An 18,098-nucleotide genomic window follows, 5' to 3' on the forward strand; every position below is an offset into this window, starting at 1 on the left:
ATCTAATACCGTAATATATGTATCGTTTGTCTGTCAAAACGTAAACGTTCATGTCCTTATTTTGATACCTTGGTTGGGCGAATGAATAACAAATTGTTTCCTCAGGTAATAGTCGGGATTCAACCGATTCAACAGACAATTTTACCATTGAAAAATCTCCTGGTTGAGAATCGAAAGCACCCTTATATTTTTCATACATCTCAGGATTTTCTTTCTTAAATACATCTAATTTATTCATATCATGATTGCTCATCATTAAGAATAATATGATACATGCTACACCTAATCCCAAAATAATAAAAAATGTCCACATTTGCTTCTCATTCCCCCTCGTAAAATTCTTTTTCTTTATTAATATGCGGAACTAAATTAAGAAAGAATTTACATTATATAAATAATAAATAAAAACCGCTACAACAAGCGGTTCTCATCCTTCTACCTTTATTCCCAACTTATAAGCAAGCGCACACAAAGCCTTATTTCTCTTCCTATAATAATCTGGCTGAGACATATTCAATATCCTACACATCTTTACCCAGCTAGGCTTCTCTTTCCCTAGATAAGCTAATTCAATAAGCTGCTTATCCCATGCATTCAATTTCTCTACGCCTTTTCTTATTTCTTGAATATAGTTGATTCGTTCTAAAGCTGTTTTACTCATGCGAATTACCTTACCATCTTGTACACGCTCTATATCCCTTTCATCTATACTTGATAAAAATAGGTGATACTTTTTCAAAGCTTGAAGCACATTCTTTTTCATCTGCTCTTTGTTAAGAACAGGTAGGGCAATATCCAACATACTCTCACTCCTTCACCATTTTCAAAAATGTATCCAACGGCATTACTACCAACCATGGTTTTCTATCAGCCTTAATTGCTAATGCATCTGGCTGTTCACGTTCATCCTCCAACCAGTTATATAACGTCTTGAATCCTTCTTGCCTCGCTTTCACTTCCCATTCAAGACCTAAAAACCCTTTACATCGTTTGAATACCCGTCCATCGCTCCAGAGAGCGGTACACGAGCACCACCTATCAAACTAGCAAATTCTCTTTCACGTCTCATTCCTTTATCTCTTTGACTTTTCCCATTTATAAATCTCCATTTCTTTAAAAGGATTATTTTGTTAAGAACTTTATTCCAATTTATAACCGCTATCTTTTTCTTGTATTTTCCATTAAAATTATAGAAAAAATTTTGATAACATAGGAGAAGGCTATGAAACATAACATCAATCTATGGTCCTTTATTTGTTCCTTGATTTGTATTGGTTTATTTCGTTTATATTTTGAAATCCCATCTGGAATATTCAAATTTTTTACGGATTCACTACACATTCATCCTTTATTTATTTTACTAGTTTTAACAATAGGAACTTTTTTTGCTGGCATTAATGGATTTTCTAAGATGAATAATTGGGTTGCGATGCTTAGAAGCATAGCAACAGTCTTAATAACATTGTTATTATCAGTGTTTTTAACACTAACTTTGATTGTGGGCTATGCATTAAGTTAATCGTAGTTCTTTATGAATTAAACTCAATATTCCACCAATACTACAAATGACATGGTGATCTTTTCTCCGATTTTCTTACGCGAGCAGTTAGCCTTTGCTAGCTGCTCTTTTATTTGTAATCTTGCTAGGCTTCTGTTACTTTCCACTTCCGAAGAACTCGTCTACCCTCTTTTCAACTTTTACAACTTCTTGCCTTAATTGTTCTGCCAACTATGCGATTTCAGCTTGAGCACCTTTCCCTTTTCGCCGCTTATTATAGAAATCTAAAAGTCCCCGTAGATTGACTGTTTAGACTAGGTAAGTTATAACTCGTTTGGAAGTACGCTACGAGCATCCTCAGCAGGAATTCCTAATGTTCTAAGCAGATCATAATCACTTTGTAGTTTGTACATCATTTCATTGTAAGCTTTAACTACTTGTTCTCCTTTAGCTTTAACCGTTTCAGGCACTACATAATCAAACCCACCTATCTTATCGTCACTTCCCATGCGTACATATCTTTGAGACTGGACTGAATAACTGAATCCTACATGGTGACGCGTTAACTGAGAGAGTAATGCTCTGCTAACTCCTTCTACTGCAAAGGTATATGTTAGATGCTCTAGTGTTGAAATATGCCCCGAACCCACAATATGTTTAATGAGCCGATCTACTTCTTTTCCACCTTTTCCATCAGTTGCTTTTCCCTTGAAGTATTTCTCTCCCTCTAAAGTGACAATGGGGTTATTTACGTTTAAAAGTTTAAACAAGTATAACCCCGTTCTATAATTAGGACGAGGTTATACTTAAAATCGTTTAATTTTTGATGTAAGATATTCATTACCAAAAAATATAACAATAAATTCGTTAAAAATGAATTCTTTGGCTCTTTTATATATTTCTTCTTGAACGTTTATACATTTTCATTGTAACTAACCAGCTAGTAATTGTGATTCCTGCAAAAATTAATAGCAAATTACTATACAAATGAGTGGACGGATCAGCATTTATAGGTAGTAATTTTCGATTTAGCAAATGTATCGATAATAATCCACCTACAATTGCAATACCCATTCCTTCCGATAGAAAGCTTGTGAAATTAAGCAAACTCATTCCAGCACCTGTTTCCTTTTGTTCCAAACTACTTGAAACGATGGTAGAGATAACTGTTTTCGTAAAAGAAAGCCCGCCAAAAACAAAAATCACTATAATTGTTATGACCCAAGGCGTTGTTTCTATAAAAAGGGCAGCTACTAAAAAGCTTATAGAAAGAAATGCAACTCCAGTTGTTAATACAAATAGAGAACCTTTCTTATCAACAAGCACTCCCCCAATATAACCGAAAACAATAACACTCATTGCTCCAGGAAAAATAATCCCACTTCCAATTGTGGCAGTACTTAATTGGTAGACATCTCTCATCATATAAGGAACCATAGAAATAAATCCTGCTACGGTTCCCAATATAAGTCCCCCACAAATGATTCCAGTCATAAATGATATATTTTTTCCTAGCGAAGGATTAACAAAAGGATTAGACACTTTCCTAATATGTTTAACAAATATCAAGAAACATATAATGCTAACAACTAGAAAAGAAATTCTATAAGATGTTGTAAACATTATAAAAAATACAATACCCACGGACATATATATTATTCCTTTAACATCAATACTTCCTTTTATTACATCTTCCTGTTTCAATAATTTTGCAAGGAAGGGTACAGTGATAATTGTTACAACAGGCAAAAGCAGTATATAAGACCAATGAGCATATTCGGCAATTACTCCACCTACAGATGGTCCGACACCTTCTCCCATTGCTACAATGGACCCAATAAGACCAAATGCTTTACCACTGTTTTCTTTTGGAATATAGCGCGCAACAACAACCATTACAAGTGCTGGAAATGCAGCTGCGCCAGCTCCCTGAATAAACCGTGCTAAAATAAGTACAGAAAAGAATGAGTGTCCAACAAATCCGATAACTGATCCGAAGCAATTTACTATAATTCCAAATAGGAGTAGCTTTTTAATGCCTAACTGATCCGATAACTTTCCATATACAGCTGTTCCTATAGAAAAAGTTAATATGAACGCTGTGTTTATCCAGTTTATACTTGCTGGCTCCTTATTAAAATCACTAGCGATATCCGGTAATGAAACATTCAAAACCATTTCGTTTAAAACACTGAAAAAAGAAAGAACACAGAGCCAAAATAAAATTTGATTATGGCGTAATATTGAATGTGAATGAGATGAATTCACACTTTACCCTCCAATAATAAGGGTAGACGTAGTTTATAGGGTCATTGATACGCTTTCCCTCTTTAAATGTACCCAATTATATTTATTGCACTTCATAAATAATTCCTCCACAAAAATGATTTATATATTATATCACACATATACAATTTAAAATAAAGCATATTCTACAATACGTTGTGCATAGATAATAAATTCATCCGACAATCCGTAAATAACATATTTGAGCATAAAGAAATAAAATTCCTTAAAGAGAAGCAGGTTGAGGTTCTTGAGAGTCAAGCTTATTTTGAAGCTGTGGCAAAGATAATTGAATAAAACAATTTAATTCTTTTAGAACAGATGAAAGCTCTACAGCTAATTCAGAAATAATAAACTTATGATTGATTAATTCTACATATGCTTCCATAAATAATGTATCTTTATTTATACCATCAGCCTCTGTTTTTACAGTGGCTTTTGTTATGCGTTGATTCATATTTTGAATTTGAATGGTTTCTTTCACATGTACGAATAGATCTTCTAATAAACCTGGTGTAAACTCTAATTCCTGTTTTTCAATTTCCTCCGTTACGGCACTAATAAATTCCCATAGTACCTTTGCACCTAGTAGTTCTGCTAAGCGTTTTTCACGCATTTCAAATGTTTTCATATTCATATTGAACACTTCCTCTTCTGTATTTTTTACTATTAATTGGACTATCTAAATTATGATGGAACAGCTATATTGGCAATCAAATTCTCTACCTCTATCATCGTAAACTATAGTTTACAAGAGGGGCTAAAAATAGATTCCACGCTTGTTCCTAAAACTTTTGCTATTTTTATAGCTAACTTAACGTTAGGTTGTTTTTTATTATTCTCTATCTCAGAAATATAAGTGCGCGATAAACCAACTTGTGCCGCTAACTTTTCTTGTGATATTAGTTTTTCTTTCCTTAATTCAGCTATCTTATTCATTGCTCTACTCCTCTCCACTTATGTATTCATATGATTACAAAACAATTGTAAACCATAGTTTACTTAATCGTCAACAATGTTTTACATGTTTTTTCTCTATTTTAGTTTCTTTTTGTAAATTATTGTTTACAATTGTACTAGGAGGATTATATATGAAGAAAACTCTTGGTGAAATTATAAAAAATTATCGTTTAACAAATAAACTATCCTTACGCGAGTTTGCTCAAAAATGTGATGTTAGTCATACTTATATAGACAAACTTGAAAAAGGTGTAGATTCAAGAACTGGAAAACCTGTAGAACCTACACTTTTAGTAATAGAAAAGATATCAAATGCCATGAATATAAGCACAAAATCCTTATTAGAAGAAATAGGATTCATTACAAGAGATAATATTGAGGTAACTGATACAGAATTAGAACAGTGGTTTAATGCTATTAAAAATGCACCTCCTCAAAAACGTGAGGAATTGAAGAAATTTTGGGAGTTTATAATACAGAAAAAAGATTAATATATCTATAAGACCTTCACCTAATAGGGAAAAGCTCTTGAATTCGAATAACTCCAAGTTCATAAAAATAAAAATCGCGTTAAATCAATGTTTGATGCGATTTTTATTTGTTTACCCTCACTCTTTATAATCAAAGTAGTCACATCAATTGATCACTTCACCTACAAAATCTTTTTTTGCCGCACTTCTTGCAGTGTTAACAGTACCTACAATTTTATTTGATCAAGGAATTAATCTTAACATCCATATATATAATAAACAACAAAGTTACATGTACATAAAGTAAGTCATAATACAGAATCTTTAGCATAGGCGCTAACTTAATTTATATGCTTATACTTCATCTAACGTAAGTAGGATCAATCGTTCTAGAAGGAGTATAAAACACTAAACCATTATCTTGGTATCCCTAATCTTCGATATGCTTCTCTTTTAATAAAACCGCTCTATGTTTCAAAGCACATACTACAGCTTATAAAAGTATTTATCACCGTCTCCATTACGGTCTTACGTTTAGGTGCAAGATTATCTGTATGTATCGTAATTTTGTAAGCATACATCAATATCTCTGACTGTTTAATTGGGAAAATATCTGTAATCTTGTACACTAAAATGTTCCCTACCCCATCTTGATAAAACTCTCATTTTATTTCACCTTGTAAACAGCAACATTTTAACAATACATGTAAACATCAACGAATTTTCATTTAACTTTCGGAAAAGAAATTTCATATCCATATAAAAACTTCAGAGTAGTATGAGCTCGTTCTAAAATCAATCCAGGTTCTCCTTTTTTGATATAATAATCATCAAAAGTATCCATAACTTGGTATATATTATAGTCATCAGGCTTACTAAAATAAAATCGCTCACTTAAAATGTATTTCTAATCTATATCATCATCAGCAACTTTTCTTCTTATAATCCGGAATTCACAACCAAATTAGCAAAATATTCGCTCCCATAATCATGAACCCATGCCATATCTTTAATATACCCTTTGAATTCTCTTTCAAATTGATCATAAAATTCTCTCATTTCTTATACTCTTTGAATAAAATTAAACTTTTATTTAACTGTTTCTTCTTCTTTGTTTTCTCCTAAATCTTCTATTGAGAAATCTGATTCTAGAGTTGTATGTATTGCATTGAATTATCATAATTCATCAATCCTGTTCCAATTACACGAAATATCTCTTCCATCTAAAAGTTTGCTTCTTATCCCTAATTCATCAACTCTTTTTAAATGTAGGTATACCTCCTTGTTTACTATTTTATATTAATGAAAACAAAAAGGTTGTCGTTTATCTAAGTATCCTATATTATATAATTATCAAATTACGTACGTAAAATGGGGTGTGGATAATGGACGCTAGTTTTAGCTATAATTTCCCTTCCGTCCGAGGGAAACAAGCTGGTAAAGAGTACTATGTTGTAATGTGCCCAATGAGATTAATACCAAAAATTTTTCTTTTTGATGAAGAAGAAATTCCTCCTGAGCATCGATCTCAACGAATTTTAAATAAAACGAGAATTCCTGAAATTACAAATTATATTTTAAATAATCAACAGGACTATACTTTCTCTTCATTAACGGCAAGTGTTGATGGAAAAATGTCATTTGAACCTTTCTCAAATGAAGAACAATTTAAAAATATTGGTCGTTTAAGTATTTCACTTGATTCACGCTTTCTAATTAATGATGGACAGCATAGAAGAGCAGCAATTGAAGAAGCACTAAAAATCAGTCCAGAATTAGGAGATGAATCAATATCTGTTGTATTTTTCCATGATAAAGGTCTGATACGGTCACAGCAAATTTTTGCTGATTTAAATAGACACGCAGTTAATACAACATCTTCTATAGGAATTTTATATGATCATCGTGACCAACTTGCATTACTCACTAAAGAAATTATAACTAAAATCCCTTTATTAGAACGATATACGGACAGAGAAAAGGTTTCTCTATCTAAAAACTCGCCAAAGCTTTTTGCTTTGAATCATATTTTTAATACAAATAAAAAATTATTAGGAAAGAAAAAAGGTGAGATAGTTTCAGAACAAGAGAAGGAATTCTTAACTTCTTTTTGGAAAGAATTAACAATTTGTATTCCGGAGTGGCAGCAAATTCTAAGAAAAGAAATAACTCCTCGTGAACTAAGAGCGACATATATTGTAGGACACGGGATCTTCTTAGAAGCAATTGGACTTATAGGTCATACATTGTACCGAGAACATCCTATGAAATGGAAAAAACACATTCAAAATCTGGCGTCAATCGACTGGAATCGCAGTAATAAAAAAGAATGGACAGGTCGAGCTTTTGGACAGACTGGTAGAATCAATAAAAATAATCAAACCATTCAACTTACTGCTAATTTAATTAAACAAAAGCTTTCTCTTCCTTTAACAGAGCATGAACAAGAAATTGAAAATAAGTTTAAACTAGGTGATTAATATGGGCTTTAACATACTAAAAGAAAACAATCTACAGGAGTTTGCTGCAGATGCAAAAAATGAAATTAAAAATATCTATTTGAACGATAATCGTCCATGGGTAATTGGATATAGTGGTGGAAAAGATTCGACAGCTGTTGTACAACTTGTGTTTACGGCTCTTTCAGAACTTCCAAGAGAACAGGTAAATAAAAAAGTTTACGTTATTTCTTCTGATACTCTTGTAGAAACTCCATTAATTATTTCATCTATTGATAAAACATTGCATCGTATACAAGAAAAGGCACTAGAGCTTGACTTACCTTTTGAAACACATAAAGTAAAGCCAGACATTAAAAGTACATTCTGGACATCTATCATTGGTAAGGGTTACCCCTCCCCTAGACAGAAATTCCGTTGGTGTACAGATCGTATGAAAATTAACCCTGCTAACCGCTTTATTAAAGACAAAGTATCAAAATTTGGTGAAGTAATTATGGTACTTGGAGTCCGTGAAGCAGAAAGCCAAACACGTGCCGAAGTTATGAGATCTCATACTACAGATGGAAAAACATTAATGAGACACTCTACTTTACCGAATGCTTATGTTTATGCACCTATTCGTAAATTTACTCTTGATAATGTTTGGGAGTATTTATTAAACGATAGTTCTCCGTGGGGAGATAATAATCATGAATTATTAGGACTTTATCAAAGCTCTAATAGCGAATGCCCCTTAATTGTAGATAAAGAAATTAAAGAAAGTGCTGGATCATGTGGTAACAGTCGTTTTGGTTGTTGGACATGTACAGTAGTAAAAAAAGATAAAGCTTTGGCAGGTTTTATAGATAATGGTGAGGAGTGGTTAAAACCATTATTAGAATTCCGAAATTGGCTGTCTGAAATTAGAGATGTGCGTGAATATCGTCAAAAAACTCGTATGAATGGGCATATGTATTTTACTTCTATTGATGTTGACCAAGTTGATAAAAACATATACACATTTATACAAGAAAAAGATTTAGGGAATTACCTTAGAAAACACCACATTGATTTATCAAATGCAGAATATCTTAATTTAATTATTGAGACTGAAAATGGGGAATATAAACAGCTTGGTTTAGGACCTTTCACACTTAGTGCACGCAAAATGATTTTAAAACGCCTTTTAGAAACTCAAAAACAGGTTAAAAATCCATATGATAAACATTTTCTACTAATCCAACCTGAAGAACTTAAAATGATACGTAAATATTGGTTCGAAGATGGTGAATGGGAAGACGATTTACCCAAAATATACAGAAGTATTACTGGTGAAGAGCTTGATTGGGAATATGATGATCGACCACTATTTGAAGATGATCAAATTACTGATCTTGAATCATTATGTAAAAAAGAAAACATTGATTTAAATTTGTTGAAAAAGTTAATTTCGATCGAAAAGAATTATTCCGGCTTTAAAGTACGCCGTGGTGTAATTGACAACTTCAAGAAAGCACTAAATCAAGAATATTTACACCTTTAAAATGAAAGGAAATACAAAATGAAATTTAATAAGTTAACCTTATCAAATATCGGGGCATATTATGGAAACAATGAGTTTGTTTTAACTACCTCTCCTCCCCATCAAAATGTTGTACTGTTTGGAGGGAAAAATGGGGCTGGTAAAACTACTCTTTTAAACGCAATTAAATTTGGACTTTTTGGCCCGTTAATGCTTGGTTATCGAACAGAAAATGAGGACTATAAAAAGAAAATTATATCTTTCTTAAATCGCAAGGCAATAAGTAATAAGGAAAACTTTTATCAAATAAAGTTAGATTTTACAAAAATCGAAAACTATGAAAAATCAAACTATGAAATGATTCGTCGATGGGAGTTAAAAAACAGTAACCTTAAAGAACAACTACAAGTACTAAAGAATAAACAATATTTAAACGAACAAGACAAGGACATTTTCTTATCTAAATTACGTGAAGAAATGCCACCCCATGTTATAGATTTATGTTTTTTTGACGGTGAAGACATATCACGAATTGTATTAGAAGACCGATTGGCAGAGTATATCGAACACAGCTCTAAAGTATTATTTAACTTAGACTTATTTGAGCATTTAGAAAAAGATCTTTCTCAATTAGTTAATCAAGAATTTAAGGATAGTAATTCTGCAGAAGTAAACAATCAACTTTTAGAATTAAATGAAAGTTTGCAGCAACAACAAAACAAGAAAGATTTTATTTATTCTGATGTTGAACAAATACAGAATGAAATTGAAAGAACACAGGCGAATATAGAACAAGCTAGAAGTGATTTTGAAATATATGGTGGACTTTTTCAAAAAGAGCGCGATCGCTATACTTTACGAATTAATGAAATTGAGCATATTAGAAAAAAGAATACCGAAGAAATTAAATTATTCATTGCAACACTTCTTCCTTTCTATTTAAACAGGCATTTGTTAAGTCAAGTTCAACAACAAATGGAATATGAACAAGCTAATGAAACTTATGAACATGTAAATCAAATGTTAGAAAAAGTAAATTTAAAATCTGTCTCTGAAGAGTTAAAACCTTATATAGGTACCGAAGAAAAGAATAATTTGGATATCACAAAAGTTGTAATTACGGAACTAATGAAACAAATTAAACCTAACACAAAAAAAATTATTCATCGAGCTTCATTTAAGCAACGTAGTGAAGTTGAAAACATGATGAGCCTAATTAACAATGTTGATATACAAACATACTTGTCTTTATTCAAAGAAAATCAATCATTATTAGCTGAATCAAAAAAACTTCGTGATCAATTAGCAATAAATGATAAAAATAATGATTTTAACAATATTCTTGATTCTATTGAAAATTATTCAAATCAATTAGAAAAATTAAAACAACAAAAAGACAAAAAAAATGAAGAAATAATTGAACTAACAAAACAAATCGAAAAAATCGAATCCGAGATTAAACAAAAAAGAAAACAAATTAATGACCATCAAAAGCATAATAACGTTTATAACATTTCAAATAAATTGATTACAATTAGCGAACAATTCCGTGCACTACAACGTCAAAAAAAATTACAACAAGTACAATATGAAGCAACAACTATGATGAACAAACTATTACGTAAAAAAGAATACCTTTCTACCATAAAAATTGATAGTAACACTTTCAATGTTGCATTATATAACAAAAATGGAGCAGAATTAAACAAAGACACATTATCTGCTGGAGAACGCCAAATTTTATTAATTTCTATTATTTGGGCCATGTTAAAAACTTCTGGTCGACGCCTTCCCTTAGTATTTGATACCTTACTAGGGCGTTTAGATCAAACCCACAAAGAAAGTTTATTAACACACTTTATTCCAGTATGTAGTGAACAAGTCATTATTCTATCCACTGACTCTGAGATTGATTCTAAACACTATTCAATGATTCAAACCAATTTAGCTAATCAATACACTATTGAGTATAATATTTTTGAAGAAAAAGTGGATATACAAAATAATTACTTTGAATTTAATGTTCAGGAGACTTACAAATGAATTTCAGACTAAAAACTTCTAAATATACTGCAGAAAAATTAAAACAGCTTCAAAGTGCAACAGGTTTGGCACCCAATGTTTTAGCACGTCTTGCTGTAAGTATGGCACTAACACTTCCAGAACCTGCAACAGGTCATGTACCAGATCTAAATGGATTAGATTTTAATAGAAGTACACTTACTGGGGAAGCGGATGGCATTTTTAAAGCCTCTATTATTCAACATTACGGTCAAGAAATTTCTGAAGAAGAGTATTTCCCTAATCTATTCAATTCGTATTTAGAGCGCGGAATCCGTATGTTAGTAAACGAATACCAACATGCTGGAAATTTTGAAAAATTAATTATGAATTTTCTTCAGCAATAGGGGTGTTAATATATGATTTATTTAGATAATAGTGCAACTACAAAAATTAATGAAAAAGTACTAGAAGCAATGCTTCCGTATTTAAAAGAAGAGTTTGGGAATCCATCAAGTAAATTTTATACTCTTGCCACAAATGCTAAAAGGGCGGTTGATAAAGCTCGTGAGCAAGTTGCTAACCTTCTTGGTTGTGAGATAGACGAACTAATTTTCACAAGCGGCGCATCTGAAAGCAACAACATGATTCTAAAAGGTGTTACAGATTATTATGCTACCCATGGAAATCGTATTATCACCACACGTGTAGAACACCCTTCGATTATAGAAACTTGCCGATATCTTGAAACAAAGGGTATTCATGTGACCTATTTAGATGTTGATCAATATGGACGCATTGACCTTGAAAAATTAGAACAAGAAATTGAAGAAAATCCTCCTATTCTTGTTAGTATTATCTGGGGAAATAATGAAATTGGTTCTTTAAATAATATGAAGGCTATTTCAGATATTTGTTTGAAACATAATGTATTCCTACACACTGATGCTACTCAAGTTATCGGTAAAATCAATATAGATTTAACTCAATATCCCGGTATTACCTTTTTATCTGGATCTGGGCACAAATTACAAGGGCCTAAAGGAATTGGTTTATGTGTTATTAAGAAACACTCAGATGGGTATCGAACTAAATTAACCCCTCTTCTACATGGTGGTGGTCAAGAATATGACTATCGTAGTGGAACACTTGCTGTTCATAACATTGTTGGAATTGGAAAGGCGTCAGAATTAGCTACTAAACATCAAGAAAAGAATACAATATATCTAACAGAATTAGAAAAATATTTGATTGATATACTGTATAATAAATTAAATGGCAAAATAACTATTAATAACGATAATAAGGATAAAATCCCTGGTATACTAAGCATTCAATTACATGGGATTAATAACGAATTATTCATTAAAAAAATAAGCCATATTATAGCTTTATCTACTGGATCAGCTTGTAGCTCAACCAAACCTAGTCATGTATTAAGTGCCATTGGTTTAGACGATGAGAAAATTAGAACAACTATTAGAATTTCTTTGTCAACTGATATAAAAAAAGAGGACTTGAACATCTTTAAAGAGTTATAAAAAGCCCCCCAGTTTTAAAAATGAACTATTTTCTAAACTGGGGGCTTAACTTTGAATTATTTATTATATTAATTTATATAGATACAAAACTAATTATCCTTTTGAAAAGACATTTAAAAACTACCGCTTTATTTTATTAGTTGCCAGAATGGCTTATCTTCCATTACTTCTAATTTATTATTAGATACTGATGTGACCAAACTTTGATGTTTATCTAATTGTCTTATACGATTCATTATGCTCTCCTCTTCTTCCTTACTTTCTGTATTAAAAATAGCTTGTACTTCTCTACGCTTTAAATCCGTAACACAGTGCACAATCCAAGTAAGAAGATACTGAGAGTAGTCATTATCAGTTGTTGCGAAGTGGCTTAGAAATTGAGTTGATAAGATAGTCCCTACTCCAAATTCGCGTCCTTCTTTTAAAATTTTCTTAAGCGCTTCAAAGTCTTTACTTAAAAAGTTATCAGCCTCGTCAACCAAAATCATTTTTGTTATTTCCCTGAAGTCACCATCTATACAACTGTGACCCTTAGTTTGCATTTGAGAATAAAATGTATCTAAGGTAATCCCTACCACTAAATTTTGAATACCAGTATCGTACCCAGACAAATTAATAACTGTAACACCATCAATCAGATCATACAATGCTTGTGTGTTCTTAGAGTCTGGCATAAAAATCTCAAACTCGGCTAAATCCTTTAATGCTACTGAAAGGCTGTCCTCCTTAGCATCTTCCCTTTTTAAAAAGATTTCATAAACATCCGAAATAGTCGGCGCCGGTAAATCCCAAGTATCTGGTCTACCCTTACTAATACCTCTACATTCGTAAGCCTCCATAATTAAATCACGCAGAAGCCCCTTTTGTTTAACACCTAGACCAAAAGCTGTCGCTACTGTTTCTTTAATACTGTTTGCTGTATGTAGTGGAAGCATTGGCTTGAGTGTATTTCCTTTATATAAAGCTAACGGATTATATGGTAAATGAAATAGATCATAGACCTTGGCATTAGTCGCCTTAATAAAATCATCCTTAATGTAATCACCTTTGTAATCAAAGATAAGAATATCTATTTGCGTTCCATTTATATTTTGTGATGAATTATTATATAGCTGTGTAATTAATGACTTTGTAAATTGAGTTTTACCTGTCCCCATAGTACCAATTATCCCAGTATTTGTATGCATCACTTTACTAGTTGTTGTTGGGTACCAATACAATGGAATATTCTTATTTTCAAGTTTATGACCAAATAGTATTTTCATTGGATTAGCATTACTTTTAACTTGCCCATTACCTTGACAATCATTTTGTTTCTCTCGATTTGAATTTTCATTTAGTATTACATTATCTTGCTTACTATCTTGTACAAAGTGATTTGGTTCCGAACTAGAGTAATATCCTTCCTCTTTTTTCTCGACATTGTACTTATTTTGAAGTAACATCATCGGATCAAAATCCGTTTGACCATTATGAATCAGATCTCTCATTTTTTGAATATCTTCGATCAAATACTGATAACCACGAGACTCAGGTATTTCAATTTTAAGAACATCATTTACGCTTTTTTCAGATTTGGAGTAAGTACTTCTTTTAAAGGCTATTATTGCACCCTTATGTATATAAGGATTTAAATCATTTGCAATTTCGTAATCATCATTTATTAACTTAGTACGTATTTCCCCTTCTAATATGTCATCCCAATTCTTAGTTGGCCAAATATTATACAACTTCATTTTTTTAGCGCTTACTAATAATAATTGCACAAGGAAATCACGATATACTGCATTTCGGAATGTATCTTTATTTAAAAATTTTTCAATTGCATTGCGTGTTTTATGAACTTGATCTATTGCTTTATCAATAACAGCTGCATTTACATCTCCTATTTTCACTTCAACTGGATAATAATGCAAAACAACTCGCTGGTCACGTTGTTCAATACCTATTAATAGAATATCATCACTATGAGAACCATCTATTCCAAGGTTTTTGGCCGAGAAAAGACCTTCTCTTTGCTTAAGCCCAGCCGCACCCGATACACGTAAAATCTCTTCAAGTGATATTGGGACCCAAGTAATATCTTTATGATCAAAATAAGACAAACTGAATTTAACAGCAGATAATATGCTCATTTTTTCTCGACCAAAGTGAGATTTATTTCCAATCAAACGTAACAACCAGTCTCCATTAATGCTATTAAATAAATCAATAATTTGTTTTGTATTAATTAGGCTATTATCAGAGATTTTTTCTAATAAAAACTCCTTAATTAACATTTGATATTGATCTGACCTCTGAGTTACTGTAATAGCGTCATAGCTACTAGAAGAACTGTACTGATCACTATAGTGTAGAATAAGCAAGTCTTTTTCCTTTTCTTGATGATTCTTGAAGAATGATAAGTCAAACTTAGGCTCAATAAAAGTTACCCAGTGTGATGCCTTATAAATTTTAGTTAGTTCTTGTAAATCATTATCAGAAAAGGCTGTTACAATCGTATCTTTAGAGCTATAAGGATTTTGATTTTTTGATGCTTGTGCTAATGCATTTAAGACAATTGCCACATTCAATAAATCCGTTTTTTCTTTCGGTAGATACTTTGTACCAAATCCAGTACGATAAGAATCCCCTACGAATACTGACGTCACCGAAGAGATTAATCCTCCTAATGAAACTGATGTCTCAATATTTTCAACATTATCATATGTTTCATCAGTATTTTGATTTATCTCATAAAATGAGATGTGACAATATTCATATTCTCGCGCGTTTAATTCTCTTTTATAAAAATGAACCTTTTCACGAAATACATCTAGTAAATCCTCTTCTGTATAGTCACCAGCTTCAAGTGTTATATCAAAATGTTCTTTAATTTGCTCAGTATTTTGGTAGAATGAAAATTCTTCAAATGCATTATAGGAATCCCCTTCCCCGTAAACATATAAGTTAATTGGTAATAACTGAGAAAGGGTCTTTTTATCTTTTAACATTCTTGAATAATATCCAAATATCCCCTGTAATACTTCACGACAGTCTCCTAAATTAACAAGATTTAATTTGATTGGATTCATAGAGCTTTGTTTAAATAAATAGCTAAAGTGAGACGTAAATTCCTGAATTTTTTCTCTCACTAGCTTAGATACAAAATTAGTCGATGCATTGTATCGTGAATTTTTGTAATTATAATAATATATCCATTCAGGTGAATGATATTGATCAATTGGTTTATAAATACCATGTTCACCTTGATAAATATATGGAAGAAGATTTTTAGGTACAAGGCGTTTTAGAATCTCATCTGGCAACTCCTCATTTCCTGTCGATTCCATTAGCTGTAATTGGTAAGCGATATTCAACGGATGAAGTGGTGACAATTTCAATTCTTTTAAGCCAGTTTGACTTTCAACTATTCCAGTCCTTAAAATGTTCTTTTCCTGAGGCGTTAATACTTTCCCATCTTCTATTTTCTTAACTGATTCTATAATGCACTGTAAATATTCATGGGCTAATTCTCTTAAATCTTCATCCCAAAATGCTAAACTAGGTAATAAATTTTCTTGTTTGAAATATTTAATAAGCTCCTTATAAGCAGCCTCTACTTTTAAAGGAATTTCTAATTTTTCAATAATAATATTACCATTATTTTCTTTTATGCAATTTCCGTGACCTTCAATAAAAAGTTGTTCAAGATCTAAATTCGCTTTAAATTTTGCATCACGAATAACAAAGGCTTGATTTCCTTGTGATAACTTGCCGTCACAGTATATAAAGCTACGTTTATTTTTACGTTTTAATTGCTGTACTTTTAAAGCAGAAATAAATGTTGGCTTTTGTTTCTCTTCACTAAAAGCCAACGGGATCTCTGTCCTTGGAAATTTTAAAATCATTTTCGTTAGCAAATCATCTTCTATATTTGCATCTATATTTTTTATAAAGGTAACTTTTTCTTCCATTGACTTAATTACTATCTCTTTATCTTGTTCTATTAAGTAATTAGTCTGTTGTTCACCTTTTGGATTAAACGTAATCGAACTTTCAAGACTAGGAATACCTATATATTGCCCCTTTCTCTTGATTTCTAAAAAATAACTAGTTTCAATTGGGGCTAAAAATTCTTCACTACATTGTACTACTGCAATTTTAAATTCATAAGCGACACCGTCTTCTTTATATTGAAATTTCGAAAAGGTTGTTGTGTTACTATTCGTTTTAATTGTCGCAATTACTTTTTTTCCTGAAATAGAAACTTCAATATTAAATAAATAACGTAAGTTTTCACTGCGTAAACGACGATCAAAACGAAAAACTAACCGGATCTCTGATTCTTGATTTGTATTGAAAATAATAATATTTCGTTTACGTTCTTTAGATTTTGTTGTTCCATCACCTTTTTCCCACTTATTTAAGTATTGGGGTTCCAGTTGAATTCCTTCATATTCCAACTGCTTAACGTCATTTTTTCTTTGCTCTGATCTTTTAACATAAATATAATCCAAATTTTCCCAACAATCTTTACTCAACTCTTCTGAACCTTCTGCATCAAAGTATTTTTCAAGCTCTTGTTCCGGGTCATTATATTTGTGAATACTTTCTATAAGTGCAAATTTATCATAATTATCCTTTAAACGACTTTTTCGTTCCTTTTCATCTACTTCACTTAATTCAGAATCATAAAACAAACCAAATTCACTAAATAAACTACTATTCATCTCACCATACAATACTTTAACAATTGCTTCATATTCAAAAATAGATGAACCCACAGTATCCGTTTCAATCTTACTAAGTGCAAAATGTACAATACTTTTATCAACAACACTCAGACTGCTGTTGTGAATTCTTTGTTTTATATCTCTCCTTAATGAAGTTAAAGATAAGGGCATGCCTTTTTTATTTAGGCTTTCAGTTCCTCCAAGTATACTATCTAATGTTGTATTATGAATAAATAAGATAGCTGTTTGACAAAAAAGCTCATCTTTCATGCCAACTTTATTTCTTAGAGTAGTAAGAAAGTCTGCTGTAGTATCTTTTAAATTAGATGCAACTATTAAATGTACATTATTAAACGTTAAGGAAAATGTCGAAAAAGAAACCTCAGGCCAATGAAATTTTTCTAATATGCCTGCTTTTTTTCCACACAACTCTAATTCTAGCATTAACTGCTCAACGTGTTGCAAATTCTCAAATTGAACATTAAATTTGTCTCCAGATTTAATGGATTTCCCTTGAAAATACTCAATTATTTGGTTTGATATATATTTATGAAATGTATTTGACATATTGGGCATCACCGCTATCACTCTTTTTCTCAAGTATATTTAATTTTTCGTATAAACCAATGATAATTTTCCTTGAATCCCGATCAAAATATATTCC

At 31.5% G+C, this 18,098-nt stretch carries 15 protein-coding genes and 2 pseudogenes; 7 read left to right on the forward strand and 10 right to left on the reverse strand.

What is annotated here, in order from left to right:
• From GBN78_RS22955 to GBN78_RS31215, 3 genes and pseudogenes are all read right to left on the reverse strand, one after another.
• Window positions 1–313 (reverse strand): annotated as a pseudogene (locus tag GBN78_RS22955) (PH domain-containing protein); the annotation flags it as partial.
• A 114-nt stretch (window positions 314–427) separates the two neighbouring features.
• Window positions 428–802, reverse strand: a complete 375-nt coding sequence (locus tag GBN78_RS22960; protein ID WP_152127733.1) for a DUF1492 domain-containing protein — start codon at window positions 800–802, stop codon at window positions 428–430.
• 4 nt (window positions 803–806) lie between these two features.
• Entirely contained in the window at window positions 807–956 is a 150-nt protein-coding gene (locus tag GBN78_RS31215; RefSeq protein ID WP_000647573.1) for a hypothetical protein, read from the reverse strand.
• 266 nt (window positions 957–1,222) lie between these two features.
• Between GBN78_RS31215 and GBN78_RS22965 the strand changes: the two genes are divergently transcribed.
• Window positions 1,223–1,519 (forward strand): hypothetical protein, encoded by a 297-nt coding sequence (locus tag GBN78_RS22965; protein WP_025687348.1) that lies wholly within the window; start codon window positions 1,223–1,225, stop codon window positions 1,517–1,519.
• A gap of 135 nt (window positions 1,520–1,654) precedes the next feature.
• On the opposite strand, the pseudogene thyX reads toward GBN78_RS22965, so the two are convergent.
• The 5 genes and pseudogenes from thyX to GBN78_RS22990 form a co-directional block, all read right to left on the reverse strand.
• Window positions 1,655–2,238, reverse strand: a pseudogene (thyX, locus tag GBN78_RS22970) (FAD-dependent thymidylate synthase); the annotation flags it as partial.
• Window positions 2,239–2,389: 151 nt separating this feature from the next.
• Entirely contained in the window at window positions 2,390–3,766 is a 1,377-nt protein-coding gene (gene tet, locus GBN78_RS22975; RefSeq protein ID WP_152127734.1) for a Tet(L)/Tet(K)/Tet(45) family tetracycline efflux MFS transporter, read from the reverse strand.
• 33 nt (window positions 3,767–3,799) lie between these two features.
• Window positions 3,800–3,862, reverse strand: coding sequence for a tetracycline resistance efflux system leader peptide (locus GBN78_RS31220; protein WP_106081929.1), 63 nt, complete (start codon window positions 3,860–3,862; stop codon window positions 3,800–3,802).
• A gap of 148 nt (window positions 3,863–4,010) precedes the next feature.
• Window positions 4,011–4,421: a hypothetical protein gene (locus tag GBN78_RS22985; protein WP_152127735.1), complete on the reverse strand. Its 411-nt coding sequence runs from the start codon at window positions 4,419–4,421 to the stop codon at window positions 4,011–4,013.
• Window positions 4,422–4,525: 104 nt separating this feature from the next.
• Window positions 4,526–4,723: a helix-turn-helix transcriptional regulator gene (locus GBN78_RS22990; protein ID WP_001033047.1), complete on the reverse strand. Its 198-nt coding sequence runs from the start codon at window positions 4,721–4,723 to the stop codon at window positions 4,526–4,528.
• A 152-nt stretch (window positions 4,724–4,875) separates the two neighbouring features.
• Between GBN78_RS22990 and GBN78_RS22995 the strand changes: the two genes are divergently transcribed.
• The 6 genes from GBN78_RS22995 (at window position 4,876) to GBN78_RS23025 (ending at window position 12,719) form a co-directional block, all read left to right on the forward strand.
• A complete protein-coding gene (locus GBN78_RS22995; RefSeq protein ID WP_152127736.1) occupies window positions 4,876–5,235 on the forward strand; it encodes a helix-turn-helix domain-containing protein in 360 nt (119 codons plus the stop codon).
• A 1,364-nt stretch (window positions 5,236–6,599) separates the two neighbouring features.
• A complete protein-coding gene (gene dndB, locus GBN78_RS23005; RefSeq protein WP_137075227.1) occupies window positions 6,600–7,694 on the forward strand; it encodes a DNA sulfur modification protein DndB in 1,095 nt (364 codons plus the stop codon).
• Between the two features lies 1 nt (window position 7,695).
• Window positions 7,696–9,198, forward strand: a complete 1,503-nt coding sequence (dndC, locus tag GBN78_RS23010; RefSeq protein ID WP_152127737.1) for a DNA phosphorothioation system sulfurtransferase DndC — start codon at window positions 7,696–7,698, stop codon at window positions 9,196–9,198.
• Window positions 9,199–9,216: 18 nt separating this feature from the next.
• The gene (gene dndD, locus GBN78_RS23015; protein WP_152127738.1) at window positions 9,217–11,220 is read left to right on the forward strand and encodes a DNA sulfur modification protein DndD; all 2,004 of its coding nucleotides are present in this window, start codon (window positions 9,217–9,219) and stop codon (window positions 11,218–11,220) included.
• Entirely contained in the window at window positions 11,217–11,585 is a 369-nt protein-coding gene (locus GBN78_RS23020) for a DndE family protein (RefSeq protein WP_098529206.1), read from the forward strand. The genes dndD and GBN78_RS23020 overlap by 4 nt, the downstream gene beginning before the upstream one ends.
• Before the next feature lie 12 nt (window positions 11,586–11,597).
• Window positions 11,598–12,719, forward strand: a complete 1,122-nt coding sequence (locus tag GBN78_RS23025; protein ID WP_152127739.1) for a cysteine desulfurase family protein — start codon at window positions 11,598–11,600, stop codon at window positions 12,717–12,719.
• A 128-nt stretch (window positions 12,720–12,847) separates the two neighbouring features.
• Here GBN78_RS23025 and dptH read toward each other — a convergent pair whose 3' ends face one another.
• On the reverse strand, window positions 12,848–18,001 hold the full coding sequence (gene dptH, locus GBN78_RS30385) for a DNA phosphorothioation-dependent restriction protein DptH (protein ID WP_193224753.1): 5,154 nt from the start codon (window positions 17,999–18,001) through the stop codon (window positions 12,848–12,850).
• The coding region (gene dptG, locus GBN78_RS23035; RefSeq protein ID WP_152127740.1) for a DNA phosphorothioation-dependent restriction protein DptG at window positions 17,982–18,098 on the reverse strand (117 nt) is incomplete at its 5' end. The genes dptH and dptG, both read right to left, overlap by 20 nt.

Origin of the sequence: Bacillus sp. B2-WWTP-C-10-Post-4 (genome assembly GCF_009183805.1) — a bacterium.
GTDB lineage: Bacteria > Bacillota > Bacilli > Bacillales > Bacillaceae_G > Bacillus_A > Bacillus_A cereus.